This is a genomic window from Geodermatophilus bullaregiensis (assembly GCF_016907675.1).
In the GTDB taxonomy this organism is placed as follows: domain Bacteria; phylum Actinomycetota; class Actinomycetes; order Mycobacteriales; family Geodermatophilaceae; genus Geodermatophilus; species Geodermatophilus bullaregiensis.
Genome location: NZ_JAFBCJ010000001.1, coordinates 1,328,181 through 1,349,759, shown reverse-complemented (window position 1 = coordinate 1,349,759; position 21,579 = coordinate 1,328,181). Strand labels below are relative to the sequence as shown.

Genomic DNA, 21,579 nt, shown 5'->3' with positions numbered 1-21,579 from the left:
ACCCCGTCGCGGACGGCGCCTACGATGGACCGGTGACAGCTCCGCCCTCCCCTGCGCGCAGAGTGGCGGTGGTGACCCTCGGGTGCGCCCGCAACGAGGTCGACTCCGAGGAGCTGGCCGGCCGGCTGGCCGCCGACGGCTACCGGCTGGTCGAGGACGCCGAGGGCGCCGACGCCGTCCTGGTGAACACCTGCGGCTTCATCGAGTCGGCGAAGAAGGACTCCGTCGACGCGATCCTCGCCGCCACGGACTCCGGTGCCGAGGTGGTCGCCGTCGGCTGCATGGCCGAGCGCTACGGCGCCGAGCTCGCCGGGGCGCTGCCGGAGGCCACCGTCCTCGGCTTCGACGACTACGCCGCGATCGGCGACCGGCTCGACGACGTCCTGACCGGCCGCCCGCTGGTGCCGCACTCGCCCCGTGACCGACGCACGCTGCTGCCGATCAGCCCGGTGGCCCGCACCGCGGCGGCCACCGCCCCGGAGGCCCCGGCCATCCCCGGCCACGGCTGGGTGCAGCGCCGCCGGCTGGCCGCGGGACCGACGGCGGCACTCAAGCTCGCCTCCGGCTGCGACCGCCGCTGCGCCTTCTGCGCCATCCCCACCTTCCGCGGCTCGTTCGTCTCCCGGCCGCCGGCCGACGTGCTCACCGAGGCGCGCTGGCTGGCCGGGCAGGGCGTCACCGAGCTGGTGCTGGTCAGCGAGAACTCCACCTCCTACGGCAAGGACCTCGGCGACCTGCGCTCGCTGGAGCGGCTGCTGCCCCAGCTGGCCGCGGTCGAGGGCGTCGTCCGCGTCCGGGTGGCCTACCTGCAGCCGGCCGAGCTGCGGCCGGGCCTGCTCGAGGTCATCGCCGCCACCGACGGGATCGCGCCCTACTTCGACCTGTCGTTCCAGCACTCCTCGCCCGGCCTGCTGCGCCGCATGCGCCGCTTCGGCGGCACCGACGACTTCCTGGCGCTCGTCGAGCGGGCCCGGGCGCTGGCGCCCGACGCCGGCTTCCGCACCAACGTCATCCTCGGCTTCCCCGGGGAGACCGAGGACGACGTCGCCGAGCTCGAGCGCTTCCTCACCGAGGCCCGGCTCGACGCCGTCGGGGTGTTCGGCTACTCCGACGAGGAGGGCACCGAGGCGATCGGCCTGCCCGGCAAGCTCGACCAGCCCGGGATCGACGCGCGGGTCCGCCGGATCACCGACCTGGTCGAGGAGCTGACCGCCCAGCGCGCCGAGGAGCGCGTCGGCTCGCGGGTCGAGGTGCTGCTCACCGAGGACCTCGCCGCCTCCCCGGACAGCGAGGAGGGGCCCGGGGTGTGGGCCGGGCACGCCGCCCACCAGGACCCCGACGCCGACGGCACGACGAGGGTCACCGGGGTGCCCGCGGACGCCCGGCCGGGACAGCTGCTGACCGCCGAGGTGGTCGCGACCGAGGGCGTGGACCTCGTCGCCGCCGCGCTCGAACCCGCCCTCCCCGGGCCGGCCACCCGGTGAGCGCCCGGTGAGCGACGTGGCCCCCGACCCCGCGGCCACGCCCCCGCAGTCGGCGCGGCTGGTCAACCTGCCCAACGCGCTGACCGTGCTGCGGCTGGCGGTCGTGCCGGTCTTCGCCGCCCTGCTGATCTCCGACGGCGGGGTGGACGACGGCCGGCGGGTGTGGGCCACGGTGTTCTTCGGGCTGGCGATCATCACCGACCGCTACGACGGGCTCATCGCGCGGCGCACCGGTCAGGTGACCGAGTTCGGCAAGCTGGCCGACCCGATCGCCGACAAGGCGCTCACCGGCACCGCGCTCATCGGGCTGTCGGTCCTCGGGCTGCTGCCCTGGTGGGTGACGCTGGCGATCCTCGTCCGCGAGGTCGGGGTGACCCTGCTGCGGTTCTGGGTGATCCGCCACGGCGTCATCGCCGCCAGCCGCGGCGGCAAGGCGAAGACCGTCGTGCAGGCCCTGGCGATCGGCCTCTACATCCTGCCGCTGACCGGGCTGCTGGCCAGCGCCCGCTGGTGGGTCATGGCCGCCGCGCTGGTACTGACCCTGGCCACCGGCCTGGACTACGTCTACCGAGCGCTGACGCTGCGCCGGACCAGTGCCCGGGCCATGCGCGCGGCCACCGCCCGGCGTGCCGCCGGGCCGGCCGGCTCCCGCAGCGACACCGTCGCCTGACCCCGACGCGCCCACCGGTCGGGGACGGAACGTCCTGGTCGGTGGCGGCGTTACGCCATGAGCGGACGTGACCGCGCCGGGCCGGTGCGCGTCAGACCGGCCAAGTACCGTGGGCGCACGGCACCGGCGGGTGCCGCCGCTCTTCCCCCGCCAGACAGGAGACGGCCATGACGCTGCTGCGCACCCAGCTCGGGCGGACCCTGCGTGGTCACCGCCTGCGCCAGCGGCGGACGCTGCGCGACGTCTCCGGTGCCGCCCGGGTGAGCCTGGGCTACCTCTCGGAGGTGGAGCGGGGCCAGAAGGAGGCCTCCTCGGAACTGCTCGCCTCCATCTGCGACGCCCTCGACGTCGAGCTGGCCGACCTGCTCGCCGAGATCAGCACCGAGCTGCGCGGGCCCGACGGCCGGGTCCGTCCGCTCACCCCCGCCACGGCCGGCGCCGCCGTCGGGGGCCCCGTGGAGGACGCACCGGCCGAGCCGGTCGCCGTCCCCGCCGACGCCGGCACCCCGGCGCCCGAGCCCGCGCTCGCGCTGGTCGGCACCACCACCCGCGCCGCGCACCGCGCGGGCAGCGCCGTCTCCCTGGCCGCCTGAGGCCGGTCGCGGCGCCCGCGGCGGGACGCCCCGAGGGGGCCGGCAGCGGGGGACACCGAGGACGGGCGGGCGACGCGCCCGGGGAACAGCGGAGGGTCGCCGGAGGCGCGCGACGGCGTCACGGTCGTGGCATGGTGAGGCCGGCAGCCCCACCGTGTGCGGTCGGCTGCCGACCGCCCAGCCACGGAGGTCGCCGTGCGGTACCTGTTCCGTCCCCCGGGGACGGACGGCGCGAGGTTGCTCGCCCTGCCCTGGGACCAGCCGCTCGAGGAGTGGGACCCCGGACTCCTGCTCGAGGTGCCGCAGCGCGGCATCTCGCGGCACGTCGTGCGCTTCGTCGCCGAGCAGGGCGCGGTCTTCGCCCTCAAGGAGATCGCCGAGCCGCTGGCCAGGCACGAGTACGCGCTGCTCGGCGAGTTCGAGGCGGAGGGCCTGCCGGCGGTCTCCGTGCTGGGCATCTGCGTGGACCGGCCCCACGGGCAGGACGCCATCCTCGTCACCCGCTACCTCGAGTACTCGATGTCCTACCGCTACCTGTTCTCCCGGCCCAGCGCGCGGCAGTCGGTGGACCAGCTCATGGACACCCTCGTCGTGCTGCTCGTGCGCCTGCACCTGGCCGGGGTGTTCTGGGGTGACTGCTCGCTGTCCAACACGCTCTTCCGGCTGGACGCCGGTGCGCTGGCGGCCCACCTCGTCGACGCCGAGACCGCCGAGCGCCACCCGCAGCTGAGCCGGGGGCAGCGCGGCTACGACGTCGACCTGGCGCGGGAGCGCGTGGGCGCCGAGCTGCTGGACCTGCAGTTCGGAGAGCTGCTGCCGGCCGGCGTCGACCCGATCGAGGTCGCCGACAGCCTGCCCGTGCGCTACGAGTCCCTGTGGGAGGAGGTCAACCGCGAGGAGGCCTTCCGCGCCGAGGAGCAGCGCTACCGGGTGGCCGAGCGGCTGCGGCGGCTCAACGACCTCGGCTTCGACGTCGGCGAGGTCGAGCTGGTGACCTCCGAGGAGGGTGCGCGCCTGCGGGTCGAGACCCGGGTCTCCGCGCCGGGACAGCACCGGCGGGAGCTCTTCCGGCTCACCGGCCTGGAGGTGCAGGAGAACCAGGCGCGGCGGCTGCTCAACGACCTGCGCACCTACCGCGCCTACCTGGAGCAGAGGAGCGGCGCCCCGGTGTCGGAGGCGGTGGCCGGGGCCCGCTGGCTGTCCGAGGTCTACCAACCCGTGGTCGACGCCATCCCCGCGGAGCTCGCCGGGCGGCTGGCACCGGCCGAGGTCTTCCACGAGGTGCTCGAGCACCGGTGGTTCCTCTCGGAGAAGGCCGGGCGCGACGTCGGCACGACGGAGGCCACCCGGTCCTACGTCAGCACCGTCCTCGCGGCCACCCCCGTGGAGCTCACGACGCCCTCGGTGATCGCCACCCGGCCCTGATCCGTCCGGAACGCCGCACCCCTGGTCACACGAGGGACACGACCGGGTTGCGGCGGCCTGTGAGGTGGGCCACCGTACGGGAGCGGTGATCGTCAGAGCTCGCCGAATCGGGAGGCGATGAGGTTGTCCATCGGGAAACGACCGGGGCCGGACGCCGGGGGGCGCCGACCGTCCCGCACGCCACGCAGGCGACGCCGACGCGTGCTGGGCGGGGCTGCGACCGCGTTCGTCCTGGCGTCCACCCTGGCAGCCTGCGGTGGCGGGGGAGAGGACTCCGCCACCCCGGTCCTCAACTGGTACATCAACCCCGACTCGGGGGGACAGGCGACCATCGCCGAGAGGTGCTCCGAGGAGTCGGACGGCGCCTACCGGATCGCGGTGTCCATCCTGCCACGGGAGTCCTCGGCCCAGCGCGAGCAGCTCGTCCGCCGGCTCGCGGCCAACGACGCCTCGATCGACATCGTCAGCCTCGACCCGCCCTACATCCCCGAGTTCGCCCAGGCCGGCTTCCTCGCTCCCGTCCCGGCGGACCTCGCCGACCGGGTGACCGAGGGCGTCGTCCAGAGCTCCATCGAGGGCTCGACCTGGAACGAGGAGCTGGTCACGGTGCCGTTCTGGGCCAACACCCAGCTGCTCTGGTACCGCAAGTCGGTCGCCGAGGCCGCCGGGCTGGACATGACCCAGCCGGTCACGTGGGAGCAGATCGTCCAGGCCGCCCAGGACACCGGGACGATCGTCAGCGCCCAGGGACGGCGAGCCGAGTCGCTCACCGTGTGGTTCAACGCGCTCATCGAGTCGGCGGGCGGCTCGGTCATCGAGGAGAACTCCACCGACCCCGACCAGATCCAGCTCGGCCTGACCAGCCCGGCCGGTGAGCGTGCCGCCGAGGTCATGGCGCTCGTGGCGGACTCCGGCGTCGTCGGGGCGGCCTTCTCCACCTCGAGCGAGGACACCTCCGCCACGCAGTTCGAGAGCGAGGACGGCGGCTTCATGGTCAACTGGCCGTTCGTCTGGTCCCGCGCCCTCAGCGCCGTCGAGGCCGGCACGCTCGACGCCTCGGTGCCCGACGACTACGGGTGGACGATCTACCCGCGGGTGGACGCCGAGACCCCGAGCGCGCCGCCGTACGGCGGGATCAACCTCGGCGTGGGTGCCTTCAGCGACAACGTCGACCTCGCCTACCAGGCGACCGAGTGCATCACCACCGACGAGAACCAGGCCGAGTACATGATCACCAACGGCAACCCGGCGTCGTCGGTGGCCGTGTACGACGACCCGGAGGTCCAGGAGGCCTTCCCGATGGCGGCCACCATCCGGGACTCCCTGGAGCTGGCGGCACCCCGGCCGCAGACCCCCTACTACAGCGAGGTCTCCGGCGGCCTCCAGCGCGAGTACCACCCGCCGTCGTCGGCCTCACCCGAGACGGCCCAGCGGGCCGCCGAACTCATCAGCGCCGTTCTGAGCGGAGAGCAGCTGCTATGACCCAGACCACCCTCCCGCCGGTCGAGAAGACCCAGCCGGTCTCCTCACCTCGCGGGACGATCAGCGACCGATCGCGGGCCGAGCGCAAACTCGGCTGGCTCCTGGCCGGACCGGCGTTCCTGGTCATGCTCCTGGTGACCGCGTACCCGATCCTGCAGGCGGTCTACGACTCGCTGTTCAGCTACCGGCTCACCGACCCCGAGAACCGGGCGTTCAACGGGCTGTCGAACTACTGGGTGGTCCTCACCGACCCCCTGTGGTGGCAGTCGGTGGGCGTCACGGTGCTCATCACGGTGGTCACCGTCGCCGTGGAGCTGGTGCTCGGCTTTGCCCTGGCGCTGGTCATGGTCAAGGCCCTGTCGTCGATCCGGCCCGTCGTCCGGGCGGCGATCCTCATCCCGTACGCGGTCATCACGGTCGTGTCCGCCTTCGCCTGGCAGTTCGCCTTCAACATCCAGACCGGCTTCGTCAACAGCTGGTTCGCGTGGCTCCCCGGGATCGCCTCGACCACCGACTGGTTCGGCGGCACCGGCACCTCGCTGCTGGTGATCTGCCTGGCCGAGATCTGGAAGACCACACCGTTCATCTCCCTCCTCCTGCTCGCCGGCCTGGCGCAGGTGCCCGAGGTGCTCCAGGAGGCGGCGAAGGTCGACGGCGCCACCCGGTGGCAGCGGCTGTGGAAGGTGACCATCCCGAACATGAAGGCCGCGATCATGGTGGCCCTGCTGTTCCGGACGCTGGACGCCTTCCGGGTCTTCGACAGCATCTACATCATGACGGCGGGGGCCAACGGCACCGAGTCGGTGTCCTTCCTCGCCTACCGGCAGACCATCGCGCGGTTGGAGATCGGCCTCGGCTCGGCGGTCTCGGTCCTGCTCTTCCTCGCGGTCGTGCTGATCGCGTTCCTGTTCATCAAGGGCTTCAAGGTCGACCTGGCCCAGGCGAGGGGTGAGCGCTGATGTCGACGAGGTCGAAGGTCTGGTGGGTCGTCGGCGGCGTCCTGATCATCGTCTACTGCCTGTTCCCGATCGCGTGGATCATCTCGCTGTCGTTGAAGGCGCCGTCGGACGTGGCCAACGGCCAGTTCCTGCCGACCGAGTTCTCGTTCGTGAACTACTCGACGATCCTCACCGGGTCGGCGAGTGACCTGTTCCTGCCGGCGCTGCGCAACAGCTTCGGGATCTGCCTGATCGCCACGGCGATCTCCTGCATCCTGTCGATGTTCGCCGCGTACGCGATCGCCCGGCTGGACTTCCCGGGCAAGAAGGTCATCCTCGGCACCGCGCTGGGGGTGGCGATCTTCCCGGTGATCTCGATCGTCACGCCGCTGTTCAACCTGTGGCGGCAGATCGGGCTCTACGACACCTGGCCCGGGCTGATCATCCCGTACCTGTCACTGACCCTGCCCATCTCCATCTGGACGATGTCGGCGTTCTTCCGGGAGATCCCCTGGGAGATGGAGCAGGCCGCGCAGGTCGACGGTGCGACCACGTGGCAGGCGTTCCGCAAGGTCATCGTCCCGCTCGCCGCCCCGGGCGTCTTCACCACCGCGATCATCGCCTTCTTCATCGCGTGGAACGACTTCGCCTACGGCATCTCGCTGACGTCGACGGACGCGTCCCGTCCCGTCCCGGCCGCGCTGGGCCTGTTCACCGGCGCCTCGCAGTTCGAGGACCCGACGGGGGCCATCGCCGCGGCCGCGGTGATCGTCACCATCCCCGTCGTCGTCCTGGTCCTGCTGTTCCAGCGGCGCATCGTCGCCGGCCTCACCAACGGCGCGGTCAAGGGCTGACCCGGCTGTGCTCCCCACTCCACTCACGTCCAGAGGGGACGAGATCTGATGGCCTCCATCGAGATGAAGCACATCGTCAAGCAGTACGGCGACGGCTACCCGGCCGTGAACGACGTCAGCCTGGACATCGCCGACGGCGAGTTCATGATCCTGGTCGGCCCGTCCGGCTGCGGGAAGTCGACGCTGCTGCGGATGATCGTCGGGCTGGAGGACATCACCAGCGGCGACATGATCATCGGCGGCAAGCGGGTCAACGACCTCGCCCCGCGCGAGCGCAACCTGTCGATGGTCTTCCAGAACTACGCGCTGTACCCGCACATGACCGTGTACGAGAACATCGCCTTCCCGCTGCGGCTGTCCAAGACGCCCGACGACGAGGTCCGCCGCCGGGTGAACGAGGCCTCCGACGTGCTCGAGCTCAAGGAGCACCTGGAGCGCAAGCCGGCCAACCTCTCCGGCGGTCAGCGCCAGCGGGTGGCGATGGGCCGGGCGATCGTGCGCCAGGCCGAGGCGTTCCTGTTCGACGAGCCGCTGTCCAACCTCGACGCCAAGCTGCGCGGGCAGATGCGCACCGAGATCTCGCGGCTGCAGCGCCGGCTGGGCATCACCACGGTCTACGTCACCCACGACCAGACCGAGGCCATGACCCTCGGCGACCGGGTCTGCGTCCTGCGCAAGGGCAAGATCCAGCAGGTCGCCTCGCCCCGGGAGCTCTACGAGCAGCCGGTCAACCTCTTCGTCGCCGGGTTCATCGGCTCCCCGCCGATGAACTTCCTGCCCGCGACGCTGGAGGGCAACGCCCTCTCGACGCCGTTCGGGTCGGTCACGCTCGACGAGCAGCGGGTCGCGGCCGTCCGGGGACGGGACCTGCTGCTGGTGGGCATCCGGCCGGAGTACTTCGAGGACGCCAGCCTGGTCGACGAGGCCAAGCGCCCCCTCGGGTCGGTGTTCCGCGCCCGGGTCGACGTCACGGAGTGGCTGGGCGACTCGCAGTACGCCTACATCCCGTACGAGGCGCCGGAGGCGATCACCGCCCAGCTGCGCAGCCTGTCCCGCGAGCTGGACTCCGAGGAGCTGCGGACGCAGGCGATCGTGTCCATCGACTCGACCAGCCGGATCCGCGAGGGCCGGGAGGCGGAGTTCTGGCTGGACAGCCGGAAGGTGCACGTCTTCGACCCGCAGACGGGCGACAACCTGACCCGCGACGCCGAGGCCGGCGCCCGCCTCACGCAGATGGCCGCCGAGGACCGGGTCGAGCAGGTGCAGGACGCGCAGGGCCGGGGCGGCACCGGCGACGGTGGCGGCGGCAGCGTCGGCTCCGGGGCGCACCGGGCCGGCGCCGCCTAGCAGAGCCGCCTGCCTCCCACCGCTCCCGGGCCCGCGGTGGGCCCGGCAGGGGCCGCCCGTCCTCCCGCTCCTCGCAGGCCCGGGGCGGGAGGACGCGGCCGCCCGCACTCGGGGACGCCCGGGGAGGGAGCCGGGACCGTGCCGACGTCGGACGACCGCCGTCCGTGGTGGCGGACGGCGGTCGTCTACGAGGTTCACCTGCCCAGTTCCGCCGACGGCGACGGCGACGGACTCGGTGCCGTCCGGGGTCTGCGCAGCCGGCTGGAGCACCTCGCCGACCTCGGCGTGGACGCCCTCTGGACGACCCCGTGGTACCCGTCCCCGATGGCCGACGGCGGCTACGACGTCGCCGAGTACCGCGACGTCGACCCGCGCTTCGGGACCCTCGCCGACGTCGACGCACTGCTCGCCGACGCCCACGCCCTGGGGCTGCGCGTCGTCGTCGACCTGGTGGCGAGCCACACCTCGGCGGAGCACCCGTGGTTCCGGGCAGCCCCCGGCGCGGGTCCTGGGTCACCGGAGCGGGGGCGGTACTCCTTCCGGGACGCCGGGCCGGGGGCGCCGAGCCGCCCAACGACTGGATCGGCGCCTTCGGCGGCCCGGCGTGGACGTGGGTCGACGAGCCCGGTGGCCGGCCGGGGCAGTGGTACCTGCACCTGTTCGCCCCCGAGCAGCCCGACCTCGACTGGGAGCACCCCGGTGTCCGGGAGGAGTTCGACGGGATCGTCCGCTTCCGGCTCGACCGGGGTGTCGACGGCATCCGCGTCCACGCGGCGCCCGCCGTGGCCAAGGTCCCCCGTGGTCCGGGGACCGCCCGCCGTTCGGCTTCAGCGCGGACGGCGTCGCCCCCCGGCTGCCGCAGCCGGCGGCGTGGCGGGACCTCACCGTGGCCGCCCAGCGCGAGGACCCGTCGTCCACGCTGTCGCTCCACCGGGCCGCCCTGCGGCTGCGCCGCGACCGGCCCGCCGACACCGCCGCCTGGCTGGCGACCGGCTAGCGGCCCGGGTCGGCGTCCCGCTCCGCCCGGGCGGCGGCCAGCTCCTCGGCGGTCGGCGGGTCGGCACCCACGCGGGTGCAGTTGAGCGCGGCGACCAGGGCGGCGTCGTCGACCAGGCGGACCAGGTCGTCGTCGGACAGCGCCTCCAGCGCCGCGCGGGAGGTCACCCCGGCGGCCAGCAGGCCGGCGAACAGCCCGGCGGCCAGCGAGTCGCCGGCGCCGACGGTGTCGACGACGGTCACCGGCGGCGGCGCGCGGTGCAGCAGCGGGCGTCCCGGCCGCGCCACCCGCAGCGGGGCGCCGCCGTCGGTGAGCAGGACCAGCGCCGGACCGCGTCCGGCCCACCGCTGCGCGGCGCCGTCGAGGTCGGCTCCGGCGTCGGGCTCCAGCCACCCGAGGTCCTCGGCGCTGACCTTCACGACGTCGGCCACGGCGACCAGCCGGTCCAGGCGGGCGCGGACGGCGTCCGGGTCGTTGCCCAGCGAGGCGCCGACCGGGCCGCCGGCGAGCATCGGCCGCAGGTTGGGGTCGACGCTGACCAGCGCCCGCCCGGCGACCCGCTCGGCCAGGCGGGCGATCGCGTCGCACCCCGGCGGCGTCCAGGAGGAGATGGAGCCGACGTGCAGCACCGCCGTGGCCCCGGGCAGCGCCGCCGCCAGCTCCTCGTCGGTCCACTGCCAGTCGGCCGCGCCCTGCACGTGGAAGCCGTAGTCGGGGGAGCCCGAGTCGTCGAGGCCGACGACGGCCAGGCTGACCGGCTCGACGGCGTCGACGACCCCTGCCAGGTCGACCCCGGACAGCTCGGCGTGCCGGCGCAGCGGCGTGGCCAGCGGGCCGGTGCCCAGCCGGGCCAGCAGCGCGACCGGCGTGCCGAGCCGGCCGGCCGCGACGGCGACGTTGAGCGCGTTGCCGCCGGGGCGGGCGACGTAGTGGGGGGTGGTGCCCTCCGGTCCGGCGCCGGCCGACGGGTCGGGGAGCAGGTCGACGACGAACTCGCCGAGGACCGTGAGGGCGGGGACGTCGCTGTCCATCGCCCGACCCTAGGGCCCCGCGGCCGCCGGCACCCGGGGATCCCCGGAGGGAGGACGGGGAACCTCCCTGTTGGCCGGGGTGCCGGTCCTCCTGGGACGATGGCGGGGGAGGACCGTCGTCGACCACGGCGGCCCGAGGAGCCACGAGCGGCGCGGACCGCGCCGGAGCAGGAGGAGCCATGCCCAACCCGTTCGTCAAGCTCTGGCGGTACATGACCGCGTCGGCCAACGCGCAGATCGACCAGCGGGCCGACCCGAAGATCCAGATCGCCCAGGCCATCGAGGCCGAGCAGCAGCGGCACCAGTCGCTGGCCAACCAGGCCGCCGCGGTGCTGGGCAACCAGCGGCAGCTGGAGATGCGGCTCAACCGGCAGCTGGGGGAGGTCGAGAAGCTGCAGGCCTCCGCGCGCCAGGCGCTGGTGCTGGCCGATCAGACGCGCGGCCGGGGCGACGCGGCCAAGGCCGCCGAGTACGAGCAGGCCGCGCAGGCCTTCGCCACCCAGCTGGTGGCCGCCGAGCAGGCGATGGAGGACCTCAAGCGCAGCCACGACGAGGCGCTGCAGGCCGCCGAGCAGGCCCGCGGGGCGGTCGAGCAGAGCCGCATGCGGCTGCAGACGACGCTGGCCGAGCGCACCAAGCTGATGAGCCAGCTCGAGCAGGCCAAGATGCAGGAGCACGTGGCCGCCTCGATGCGCCAGGTCAACGAGCTGTCCGCGCCGGGCAACACGCCGAGCCTGGCCGAGGTGCGCGACAAGATCGAGGCGCGCTACGCCAACGCGCTGGGTCAGGCGGAGCTCGCCCAGACCTCCGTCGAGGGCCGCATGCTCGAGGTGCAGAAGGCCACCCTCGACGTCGCCGGAGCCTCGCGACTGGAGCAGATCCGCGCCGCGATGGGCGGGCAGGAGGCCGGCGGCCAGGCGATCGAGGGCGGCACCGGCGCCGCCGGGGCCCTGGGCCCGGGCGCCCCGTCGTTCGAGAAGCAGTCGTTCGACCAGCCGGCCGTCCAGCCGGCCGACCGCCCGGGGCAGCAGGGCACCTGAGACACGGGGGCCGGCCGCGCACGCGCGCGGCCGGCCCCCGGTGTGTCGGGGCGCTCAGGCGGCGCGCCGCCGGCCGCGCACCGCGCCCACGGCGAGCAGCAGGAGCCCGCCGGCCGCCCACGCCGTCAGCACCGTGACCGGACCGGCGGCACCCGTGCCACCGAAGCCGGACACCGCCCGCAGCGCGGCGACGACGGCGCCGGGCGGCAGCAGCTGGCCGAGCTGCGCCCAGCCGTCCGGCAGCAGCACCGGCGCGCCGGCCGCGGCCGACAGCGGGTTGCCGAGGGCGACCACGGTGGCCATGCCCAGCCCGAGACCCACCCGCCCGGCGACGGCGGCCAGCCCGAGCACCCCCAGGGTCGTGGCGGCCAGTCCCAGCGAGAGCACCGCGGCCTCCGCGACGGGGTGCCCGCTCAGTGCGCCCAGCCAGCCGTGCAGCACGCCGGCCGCCGCAGGACCGCCGAGCAGGGCCAGCACCACCGCGCCCGCGGCCTGCCGTCCCGGGCCGCGCACCCGCAGCGCCAGGAGCACCGCGCCGGCCCCGCCGCCCAGTGCGATGGGCAGGGCCCCGGCGGCCAGCCCCGCGCCGCGCGGGTCACCCGCCGCGGCCGGGGCGACGTCGTCCACCTGCACCGCCGCGCCGCCGGTCGCAGCGGCGGCCGCGGAGGTGAGCAGCTGGGCGACCGGGGGACCGGCCTGGGTGGCGACGACGACCTGCGGCGCCGCCGGGTCGAGCACGAGGGCGCCGTAGACCTCACGGTCCTCGACCAGCCGGCGGGCCTCGACGAGGTCGGCCGCGGGCCGCAGGTCGAGCGCCCCGGGCTGGGCCTGCTCGACGGCGGCGCGGACCTGCTCCACGGCGACCGGGGGCCCCACCACCGCGACCGGGACGTCCCGCGGGGCCGTGCGGGTGGCCGGCCACGCGAAGGCGGCGAGCAGGACGGTCAGGCCGACGGCCACCGCGGCGGCCAGCGCGACGACGCGCGGCCAGGGCGTGACGGCGGTCGCCTCCGCGCCGGCGTGCCCGGGCGGGGAGGAGAGGAGCGGAGTGGTGGTCACGGTGACCTCCTGAGCTGCAAATCGGACGCTCGTTCAGTGGGTGGTTCGAGTGTCCACCTCGTGCGCCTGCGATGCAAGACGGACGACCGTTCTCTATGCTCGCCGACGTGCCCCGAGTCTCCGACGACCACCTCGCCGCCCGACGCCGCCAGGTCCTCGACGCCGCGCTGCGCTGCTTCGAGCGCGACGGCTTCCACGCCACGTCCGTCCGCGACGTCGTGCGCGAGTCGGGGCTGTCGGCCGGAGCCGTCTACAGCTACTTCCCGAGCAAGGACGCCCTCGTCGTCGCCGTCGTCGAGCCGATCATCCAGACGGTGACGGGCGTGCTCGACGGGGTGCTGGCCGACGGCCGGCGCTCACCGGCCGAGGTCGTGCAGGGCGTGCTGCTGGGCGTGTGGCCGATCGCGGTCGGTGGCGGTGCGAACTACACGCGGGTGGCGGTCACGGCGTGGGGCGAGGCACTGCGCGACGCGACGGTCCACGGCATCGCCACGCGCACCTACGGGATGGTCCGCCGGCGGCTGGGTGAGCGGGTGGCCCACTGGCGCGACGCCGGCCACCTGCCGCCGGACACCGACGCCGAGGCGCTCGGCCAGGCGCTGTTCTCGCTGCTCGTGGGGGCGGTGCTGCAGCACGCCCTGCTCGGCGACCTCGACCCCGAGCGCTACGCCGCCGCGGTGGGGCGCCTGCTCCCGCCGGGATGAGCGGTGGCTCCCGGCGGCGCCCGTACGGGTGACCCGTCTCAGGTGGCGCTGGGCAGCGGTGGCGGGTGGTCGGGCTCGCCGGTGCGCGCCATCGGGTCCACGGGGGCGCCGGTGGCCTGGCAGCGCGGGCACCAGTAGGTGATGCGCTCCTGCAGATCGGGACCCTGGTCGCCGCGCAGGATCGCGGTCCCGCACCGGTAGCAGGACTTGTCCTTGCGGCCGTAGACCCAGTGGTCCCGGCCGCGGCGCAGGTCGCCGGTGGTGCTCTGCTCCGGGCGGTCGCGGTTGGCGAGCATCAGCGACCGCGTGCGCTCGACCAGCCCGGGGAGGTCCTCGACGTCGGCCACCCGCATCCACGGGTGCACGCCGCAGACGAACAGGCCCTCGACCTTGTAGAGGTTGCCGGGCCCGCACAGGTTGCGCTGGTCGAGGATCGCGGCACCGATCTGCTCGGCGGGGTGGCTCCGCAGCCGGCGCAGCGCCTCGTCGAGGTCCCAGTCGGGGGACAGCACGTCGGGGCCGAGGTGGCCGACGAGCTGGTCCTCGTGCTCGGTGCGCACCATGGCGACGTCGTGCAGCCGGTAGCCGACGCACTCCCACTCGTCGGTCGCGAGCACCGCCCGGATGGCGAACGCCGGGCCGCCGCGCCACCGCGCGCCGTGCCGGTAGATGTGCCAGCTGCCGTCCATCCGGTAGTGCGTGCGCAGGGTCCAGCCGTCGGTGAACCGGGTGAGCATGTGCTTGCCGCGCGGGACCACCTCGGCGACGGTGCGGCCCCTCAGGTCGGTGGCGGCCAGCTGGGGCACCCGCAGCTCACCGCGGCGCAGCGTCGCGCCGCCGAGCGCGGTGTTCATCCGCTTGGCCGCCAGCCAGACGGTGTCTCCCTCGGGCACGCGCTCCAGTGTCCCCCGCGTGCCCACCCCGCGCGCGGACGCGGCGCAGGTCACCCCGGTGGCGGGAACGCGCAGGTCCGCCGCGGTGCTGAGCGTCTCGTGCAGCGACGGAACCGTGCCCCGAGCTCCCCGGTCGACGCGCCCGAGGCGGTGGTCGCAGCCGCGGAGCCGGTGACGGTGACCGTCGCCCGCGACGTGCGTGCCGACCAGCGGGAGGCCTTCGAGCGGTGGGCCGCCGAGGTGCTGGGCATGGCCGCGGAGTTCCCGGGCAACCTGGGCACCAGCCTGCTGCGCCCCGGCCCGGGCTCGACCCGCTACCACCTGGTCTACCGCTTCGCCGACGGCGAGTCGCTGGCCCGCTGGGAGCGCTCGGCGCAGCGGCGGGCGGCGCTGCAGCGCGTCGAGCACCTGACCGACCGCGTCGACTACGCCCACGTCGCCGGCCTGGACACCTTCTTCACCGCGCTGACCCCCTCCCGGCCGGGGCCGCGCTGGCGGATGACCGTGCTCACCGTCGCCGCCGTCTTCGCCATCACGCTGGCCTTCTCGCTGCTGGTCGCGCCGCACGTCACGGGCTGGCCGCTGCCGGTGCGGCTCCTGCTGTCGGCCGTCGTCGTCGTGGTGCTGCTCGGCTACGTCGTCATGCCGGCCCTGACCCGGCTGTTCCGCGGCTGGCTGCACCCGCGCCGCTGACCCCCGGTCGCCGGAACCGGTCGGGGAGCGTCGCCCCCGGCGTAGACAGCCGGCGTCGGGACCGACGGGGCGGTGCCCGACCGGCTGGCTGACCAGGTGGCGCGCATCCTCGGCCTCGACGTCGACGGCTCGGACTTCCCGGCGGTCGCCGCAGCCGACCCGGTCGTGGCCGCGCTGGCGGCGCGGTACGCGGGCTGCGCCGGGTCTGCTTCTGCTCGCCGTACGAGGCGGCCTGCTGCGCGGTGCTCCCGCAGCGCTCGTCCATCGTGCAGGCCGCCGCGGTGGAGGAACGCCTGTCGCAGCGGTTCGGCACCCGGCACGACGTCGACGGAGTCGAGCTGTGGGCGTTCCCGACGCCGGAGCGGCTGCGCGTCGTCGCCGGCGAGCTGCCCGTGCCGGAGGTCACGCGGCACCGGCCGGCCGGCCTGGCCCAGGCCGCTCTGGACGGCCGGCTCGACGCGCGCAGCTGCGGTCGGTGCCGGCCGGGGAGGCACGCGCGGCGGTCCGCGAGCTGCCCGGCATCGGGCCGTTCTCCGCCGACTTGGTGGTGGTCCGCGGCGCCGGGGCGCCCGACGTCCTGCCGACCGCCGAGCCGCGGCTGACCGCCTCGCTGGCCGAGCTGTACGGCCTGACCGACCCGTCGCCGGCCGGGCTCGCGGCGCTCGCCGAGCGGTGGCGGCCCTACCGCAGCAGGGTCTGGGTCTTTCTCAGCCGAGGGGGCGGACGCCGGTCGCACTCGTGCCGCGGGCGCCCGAGGTGCGGGTGAAGGCGACCCGCTGCCCCTCTTCGAGCTCGCGGTAGCCGCCGTCGTCGGCGATCTCGGAGAAGTGCACGAACACGTCCTCGCCGCCGTCGTCGGGGGTGATGAAGCCGAAGCCCTTCTCGCCGTTGAACCACTGCACGGTGCCCTCGGCGGACCCGCCGGGCGCGCCGCCGTCGTCCCCGCCGCGGCCGCCCCGGGGCGCCGCGCGCTGCTCACGGCCACGGTCCCGGTCACCGCCCCGGTCGCCGCCCCGGTCCCGGTCGCCGCCGCGGTCGCCGCGGTCGCGCGCCGGCCGGTCGTAGCCGCCGCGCCGGGCCGGCGGCAGCAGCCGCACCGCCTCGGCCTGCAGCCCGCGGTTGCCCTCGACCAGCTCGAACTCGACCCGGTCGCCCTCCTCCAGCTCGCCGCCGCGGCCCACCGCGGAGACGTGCACGAAGACGTCCTCGGGGACGATGAAGCCGAAGCCGCGGTCGGGGTCGAAGCGGGCAACGGTGCCCTGGACGACGAGGCCCCGCGGGGCGCGGCTGCCCGAGCGGCCGCGGTCGCCGCGGTCGTCGCGGTACCGGTCGCCGCCGCGGTCCCGGTCGCCCCGGTCGTCGCGCCCCCGGTCACGGTCGTCGCGGCGGCCGCGCGGGGCGCCGCCGACGGGCCGCACCCGCTCGGCCTGCGGACCACGGGGGCCCGCGGTGGCGTCGAAGTCGACCGCCTGGCCCTCCTCGAGGGTGCGGAAGCCCCCGGTGTCCTCGATGGCCGAGAAGTGGACGAAGACGTCGTCCCCGCCCTCCTGCGGCTCGATGAACCCGAAGCCCTTCTCCGCGTCGAACCAGCGGACCGTGCCGGCAGCCATGTCTGTTCCCTCATCCCTCACGTCGTGCGTCGGCCAACGGTACGCGGGACCGCCGGCGGGCCGGTCAGCCGCGCAGCCGCAGCCCGCGGGGGGTGGCGGCGAACCCGGCGGCCTGCAGCGCCGCCGACAGCGGGGTGGACTCGTGCACCGAGGCGCCGTCGGCCTTCTGCACCACCATCCGGCCCAGCGCCCCGGCCGCGACGGCCCCCGACAGCGCCGTCGCGGCCTCCTTGAGGGTCGTCTCGTCCTCGGTCCACGACAGCAGGGTCTTCCCGCCGCGCTCGACGTAGAGGACGAGCTCGCCGTCGACCAGCACCACCAGCGCGCCGGCCTTGCGCCCGGCGCGGTGCCCGGTGGCCCTCCGCCCCCCGCCGGTGCCCTCGCCGACGTCGACGGCGACCTGCTCCGCGCCGTCCCCGTCGGCGGGGCCGGTGCGGTCGGGCCACGGCAGCGCGGCGCCGTAGACGTTGGCCGGGTCGGTGGCCGCCAGCACGACCGGTCCCTCCGGCGCGCGGTCGGGCGTGGCGAAGGCGCGCAGCCGGTCGACCGAGCCGGGGGTGCCGAACTGCGCGGCGCCGAGGGTCTCGACGAAGTAGCCGCGCCGCGCCCGGTTGTTCTCCTCGAACGCGCGCAGCACCGGGTAGACGGCGGAGAAGCCGCCGGGCACCTGCTCGGCCATCACCGCGCCGCGGGTGAGCACGCCGTGCCGCTCCAGCAGCGCCTCGGCGCGCGCGGTGGTGCGCCGGGTCGCGTTGGGCTCGCGCTCGGGCAGCCGCGACCACCGGCCGGCCACCGTGGGCGGGCCGGTGCGGGTGGGCATCGCCGGGCGGCCCAGCCGGGTGCGCCCGTAGCGGGTGCGGTCCACGCGGGCCCGGGGCGGCGCGGGCTGCCGCTTGTGCGTGCCGCCGCCGGCCAGGCGGGTGCGCAGCGGGGCGAGCGTGTCGTTGGTGAGCAGGCCCGCCCACACCAGGTCCCAGACGACGTCGGCCATCGCGGTGTCGTCGGTGGCGCCCACCAGGTCCGACAGGCCGCGGAAGAACACCGCCTGGCCCGCCGCCAGGTGCTCGAGGACGGCGGCGCCGTACCCGCCCTCCTGCGGCAGCTCCAGCGGGTCGGGCAGCAGCAGCGGCGCCAGGTCGGCGGGCACCAGGCTCACCCAGCCGTCGCCGCCGGGCAGCCCGCCGGCGCCGGCCCACAGCACCTCGCCGGCGCTGGTCAGCTCGTCGAGCACCGCCGGGGAGTAGTCGCGCACCCGGGAGGGGAGGACCAGCGTCTCCAGTGCGCTGGCCGGCACCAGCGCGCCGGCCAGCTGCTCGACCACGGCCAGCACGCCGTCGACCCCGCGCATCCGGCTGCCCACCGACTGCCAGGACGGCGTGAACCGGGCCAGCGTGCCGATCGGCACCGGCTCGACCTCCTGGCGCAGCTTGGCCAGGCTGCGGCGGCGCACCGAGCGCAGCACGTCGGCGTCGCACCACTCCTGGCCGCTGCCGCCGGGCCGGAACTCGCCGGTGACCAGCCGGCCGGTGCCCACCAGCCGCTGCAGCGTGGCGGTGACCACCGCGACGCCGAGGCCGAGCCGCGCGGCGACCTCGGCCGGCTGGAACGGCCCGTGGGTGCGGGCGTAGCGCCCGACGAGGTCGCCGAGCGGGTCGGCGACCGGCTCGGTGAACGCCTCGGGGACCCCCACCGGCAGCGCGGTGCCGAGGGCGTCGCGCAGCCGGCCGGCGTCCTCGATGGCGACGTGCCGCTCCTCGCCGGCGATCCGCACGACGATGGCCCGGCGGGAGGCGACGAGCTCCCCGAGCCACTCGGCGGGCACGCCGCGGGACGCCGCCTCGGCCGGCGTGAGGTCGCCGAGCAGCCGCAGCAGGTCGCCGGCGCCGTCGACGTCGCGCGGGTGCCGCTCGGCCGGCAGCCGCTGCAGCTCCCGCTCCACCTCGGCCAGTGCCTCGGCGTCGAGCAGCTCGCGCAGCTCGGAGCGGCCGAGCAGCTCGGCGAGCAGGCCGGTGTCGAGGGCCAGCGCCTGCGCCCGCCGCTCGGCCAGCGGGGCGTCGCCCTCGTAGAGGAACTGCCCGACGTAGCCGAACAGCAGCGACTGGGCGAAGGGTGAGGCCGCCTGCGTCTGGACGTCGACCACGCGCACCCGGCGGGAGCGGACGTCGCGCATCAGCTCGACCAGGCCCGGCACGTCGTAGACGTCCTGCAGCACCTCGCGGGCGGCCTCGAGCGTGATCGGGAAGGAGGAGAACTCGCTGGCCACGGAGAGCAGCTGGGCGGCGCGCTGGCGCTGCTGCCACAGCGGCGTGCGGCGGCGCGGGTCGCGGCGGGGCAGCAGCAGCGCCCGGGCGGCGCACTCTCGGAAGCGGCTGGCGAACAGCGCCGAGCTGCCGACCTCGGCGGTCACCTCGCGCTCGACGTCGTCGGGGTCGAGGACGGCGAGGTCGGCCTCCGGCGGCTCGCCGGTGGTGTCGGGCAGCCGCAGCACGATGCCGTCGTCGGAGTGCATCGAGGCGACGTCGACGCCGTAGCGCTCGCGCAGCCGGGCGGCCAGCACCAGCGCCCACGGGGCGTTGACCTGGGCGCCGAAGGGGGAGTGGACGACCAGCCGCCAGTCGCCGAGCTCGTCGCGGAAGCGCTCGACCAGCAGCGTGCGGTCGTCGGGGAGGTGGCCGGTGGCCGCCTTCTGCTCGGCGAGGTAGGCCAGCAGGTTGGCCGCGCCCCACTCGTCGAGCCCGGCCGCGCGGGCTCGCTCCCGGCCGACCTCCTGGGTCGCCGAGCCGACCTCGCGGAGGAAGGCGCCCAGCGCCCGGCCCAGCTCCAGCGGCCGGCCGGGGGCGTCGCCGTGCCAGAACGGCATCTTCCCGGGCTGGCCGGGGGCGGGGGAGACCAGCACCCGGTCGTGGGTGATCTCCTCGATCCGCCACGACGAGGAGCCGAGCAGGAAGACGTCGCCGGGGCGCGACTCGTAGACCATCTCCTCGTCGAGCTCGCCGACCCGCCGCCCGCCGGACCCCTCGCCGCCGACGAGGAAGACGCCGAACAGCCCGCGGTCGGGGATGGTGCCGCCGCTGGTCACGGCCAGCCGCTGCGCGCCGCTGCGGGCGGTGAGGGTGTCGGCCACCCGGTCCCACGTCAGCCGCGGGCGCAGCTCGGCGAACGCGTCGGAGGGGTAGCGCCCGGCGAGCATGTCCAGGACGGCGTGCAGCGCGGAGTCGGGCAGCCCGGAGAACGGCGCGGACCGGCGGACCAGCGCGCCGACCTCCTCGACGGTGCGCGGGCCCTCGGAGACGATCGCCACGATCTGCTGGGCGAGCACGTCGAGCGGGTTGCGCAGGTAGCGGATCGACTCGATGGCGCCGGCCTTCATCCGCTCGGCGACCAGCGCGCACTGCACCAGGTCGCCGCGGTACTTGGGGAACAGCACACCGCGGCTGACCGCGCCGACCTGGTGCCCGGCGCGGCCGACCCGCTGCAGGCCGGCGGCGACGGTGGGCGGGGCCTCCACCTGGACGACGAGGTCGACCGAGCCCATGTCGATGCCGAGCTCGAGGGAGGACGTCGCCACCACCGCCGGCAGCCGCCCGGACTTCAGCGCCTCCTCGACGACCGCCCGCTGCTCCCGGGAGACCGAGCCGTGGTGGGCCGCGGCGACCGGCTGCCAGCCCTCGGGGGTGCCACCGCCGGAGCCGGCCTGCGCCATGAGCGCGGCGGCGTTGGTGCCCGGCGGGACGGTCTCGCCGGTGGTCCGCTCGTAGGACATCTCGTTGAGCCGGCTGGTCAGCCGCTCGGCCAGCCGCCGGGAGTTGGCGAACACGATCGTGCTGCGGTGCGCCTCGACCAGGTCGAGCACCCGCTCCTCGACCGCCGGCCAGATCGACGTCCGCGGCTGGTCGCCGGCCGCCGACCCCTCCAGCTCCCCGGTCGGCTGGCCCAGGGTGCTCATGTCCTCGATCGGGACGACGACCGAGAGGTCCCACTGCTTGACCGACGTCGGCTGCACGACCTGCACCGGCCGGCCGCCTGCGAGGAACGTGGCGACCTCCTCGATGGGCCGGACGGTGGCCGAGAGGCCGATCCGCTGCGCCGGGCGCTCCAGCAGCTCGTCGAGCCGGTCGAGCGTGACGGCCATGTGCGCGCCGCGCTTGCTGTCGGCGACGGCGTGCACCTCGTCGACGATCACCGTCTCGACGCCGCGCAGCGCCTCGCGGGCGGCGCTGGTCATGAGCAGGAACAGCGACTCCGGCGTCGTGATGAGGATGTCGGTGGGCCGCCGGGCGAAGGCTCGCCGCTCGTCGGCCGGGGTGTCGCCCGACCGGATGCCGACGGAGATATCCGGGCGGGGCAGGCCCAGCCGCATCGCCGCCTGGCCGATGCCGGTCAGCGGGGCGCGCAGGTTGCGCTCGACGTCGACGGCCAGCGCCTTGAGCGGGGAGACGTAGAGGACGCGGCAGCGGCGGCTCTCGTCGGCCGGCGCGGTGGCGGTGAGCCGGTCGAGCGACCACAGGAAGGCGGCCAGCGTCTTGCCCGACCCGGTCGGGGCGACGACGAGCGCGTGCCCGCCGCTGCTGATGGCCTCCCAGGCGCCCTCCTGGGCGGCGGTCGGCTCGGCGAAGGCGCCGGTGAACCACGCCCGGGTGGGCTCGGAGAACCGGTCGAGAGCGGGCACGCGTCCAGTGTCCCCGCGGGTACGACAGTCCGCTGGCCTGCGCGGACGCGCCCCCGCGCAGGGGTCGCCCGTCCGGGTCGTGGCGTGCGG

At 75.4% G+C, this 21,579-nt stretch carries 16 protein-coding genes and 2 pseudogenes; 13 read left to right on the top strand and 5 right to left on the bottom strand.

All coding sequences use genetic code 11. The features are described from left to right. Nucleotides 1–32: 32 nt before the first annotated feature. The 10 genes and pseudogenes from JOD57_RS06240 to JOD57_RS26725 form a co-directional block, all read left to right on the top strand. Entirely contained in the window at nt 33–1,484 is a 1,452-nt protein-coding gene (locus JOD57_RS06240; RefSeq protein ID WP_204691097.1) for a MiaB/RimO family radical SAM methylthiotransferase, read from the top strand. Nucleotides 1,485–1,491: 7 nt separating this feature from the next. Further along, complete coding sequence (gene pgsA / locus JOD57_RS06235) at nt 1,492–2,154, top strand: CDP-diacylglycerol--glycerol-3-phosphate 3-phosphatidyltransferase (protein WP_204691096.1); 663 nt, start codon at nt 1,492–1,494, stop codon at nt 2,152–2,154. Nucleotides 2,155–2,321: 167 nt separating this feature from the next. Then, nucleotides 2,322–2,747 carry a helix-turn-helix domain-containing protein gene (locus tag JOD57_RS06230; RefSeq protein ID WP_204691095.1) on the top strand — a complete coding sequence of 142 codons (426 nt, stop codon included), beginning with the start codon at nt 2,322–2,324 and terminating at the stop codon, nt 2,745–2,747. A 195-nt stretch (nt 2,748–2,942) separates the two neighbouring features. Continuing rightward, nucleotides 2,943–4,172, top strand: a complete 1,230-nt coding sequence (locus JOD57_RS06225) for a DUF4032 domain-containing protein (RefSeq protein ID WP_204691094.1) — start codon at nt 2,943–2,945, stop codon at nt 4,170–4,172. 201 nt (nt 4,173–4,373) lie between these two features. After that, entirely contained in the window at nt 4,374–5,654 is a 1,281-nt protein-coding gene (locus JOD57_RS06220) for an extracellular solute-binding protein (protein ID WP_307824506.1), read from the top strand. Then, on the top strand, nt 5,651–6,613 hold the full coding sequence (locus JOD57_RS06215) for a carbohydrate ABC transporter permease (protein ID WP_204691092.1): 963 nt from the start codon (nt 5,651–5,653) through the stop codon (nt 6,611–6,613). Before JOD57_RS06220 ends, JOD57_RS06215 begins: the two co-directional genes overlap by 4 nt. Then, entirely contained in the window at nt 6,613–7,446 is an 834-nt protein-coding gene (locus JOD57_RS06210) for a carbohydrate ABC transporter permease (RefSeq protein WP_204691091.1), read from the top strand. The genes JOD57_RS06215 and JOD57_RS06210 overlap by 1 nt, the downstream gene beginning before the upstream one ends. A 48-nt stretch (nt 7,447–7,494) precedes the next feature. After that, the gene (locus JOD57_RS06205) at nt 7,495–8,793 is read left to right on the top strand and encodes an ABC transporter ATP-binding protein (protein WP_239568223.1); all 1,299 of its coding nucleotides are present in this window, start codon (nt 7,495–7,497) and stop codon (nt 8,791–8,793) included. Nucleotides 8,794–8,829: 36 nt separating this feature from the next. Continuing rightward, nucleotides 8,830–9,234 (top strand): annotated as a pseudogene (locus tag JOD57_RS26730) (alpha-amylase family glycosyl hydrolase); the annotation flags it as partial. Between the two features lie 38 nt (nt 9,235–9,272). Further along, nucleotides 9,273–9,557, top strand: a pseudogene (locus tag JOD57_RS26725) (alpha-amylase family glycosyl hydrolase); the annotation flags it as partial. Between the two features lie 229 nt (nt 9,558–9,786). Here the strand turns inward: JOD57_RS26725 and JOD57_RS06195 are convergent. Then, nucleotides 9,787–10,821: a carbohydrate kinase family protein gene (locus tag JOD57_RS06195; RefSeq protein WP_204691090.1), complete on the bottom strand. Its 1,035-nt coding sequence runs from the start codon at nt 10,819–10,821 to the stop codon at nt 9,787–9,789. Nucleotides 10,822–11,000: 179 nt separating this feature from the next. On the opposite strand from JOD57_RS06195, the gene JOD57_RS06190 reads away from it, so the two are divergent. After that, on the top strand, nt 11,001–11,861 hold the full coding sequence (locus JOD57_RS06190; RefSeq protein ID WP_204691089.1) for a PspA/IM30 family protein: 861 nt from the start codon (nt 11,001–11,003) through the stop codon (nt 11,859–11,861). A 54-nt stretch (nt 11,862–11,915) separates the two neighbouring features. Here the strand turns inward: JOD57_RS06190 and JOD57_RS06185 are convergent, their stop codons facing one another. After that, a complete protein-coding gene (locus JOD57_RS06185; protein WP_204691088.1) occupies nt 11,916–12,920 on the bottom strand; it encodes a hypothetical protein in 1,005 nt (334 codons plus the stop codon). A 107-nt stretch (nt 12,921–13,027) separates the two neighbouring features. Here JOD57_RS06185 and JOD57_RS06180 point away from each other — a divergent pair, with 107 nt between their 5' ends. Next, nucleotides 13,028–13,624 carry a TetR/AcrR family transcriptional regulator gene (locus JOD57_RS06180; protein WP_204691087.1) on the top strand — a complete coding sequence of 199 codons (597 nt, stop codon included), beginning with the start codon at nt 13,028–13,030 and terminating at the stop codon, nt 13,622–13,624. 38 nt (nt 13,625–13,662) lie between these two features. On the opposite strand, the gene JOD57_RS06175 is transcribed toward JOD57_RS06180, so the two are convergent. Then, entirely contained in the window at nt 13,663–14,517 is an 855-nt protein-coding gene (locus JOD57_RS06175; RefSeq protein ID WP_204691086.1) for a DNA-formamidopyrimidine glycosylase family protein, read from the bottom strand. A gap of 99 nt (nt 14,518–14,616) precedes the next feature. Here JOD57_RS06175 and JOD57_RS06170 point away from each other — a divergent pair, with 99 nt between their 5' ends. Beyond that, nucleotides 14,617–15,210 carry an antibiotic biosynthesis monooxygenase gene (locus tag JOD57_RS06170; protein WP_204691085.1) on the top strand — a complete coding sequence of 198 codons (594 nt, stop codon included), beginning with the start codon at nt 14,617–14,619 and terminating at the stop codon, nt 15,208–15,210. Nucleotides 15,211–15,917: 707 nt separating this feature from the next. On the opposite strand, the gene JOD57_RS27405 is transcribed toward JOD57_RS06170, so the two are convergent. Further along, entirely contained in the window at nt 15,918–16,820 is a 903-nt protein-coding gene (locus JOD57_RS27405) for a cold shock domain-containing protein (RefSeq protein WP_443667577.1), read from the bottom strand. Between the two features lie 64 nt (nt 16,821–16,884). Next, nucleotides 16,885–21,489, bottom strand: a complete 4,605-nt coding sequence (locus JOD57_RS06150) for an ATP-dependent helicase (protein WP_204691084.1) — start codon at nt 21,487–21,489, stop codon at nt 16,885–16,887. Between the last annotated feature and the right edge of the window lie 90 nt (nt 21,490–21,579).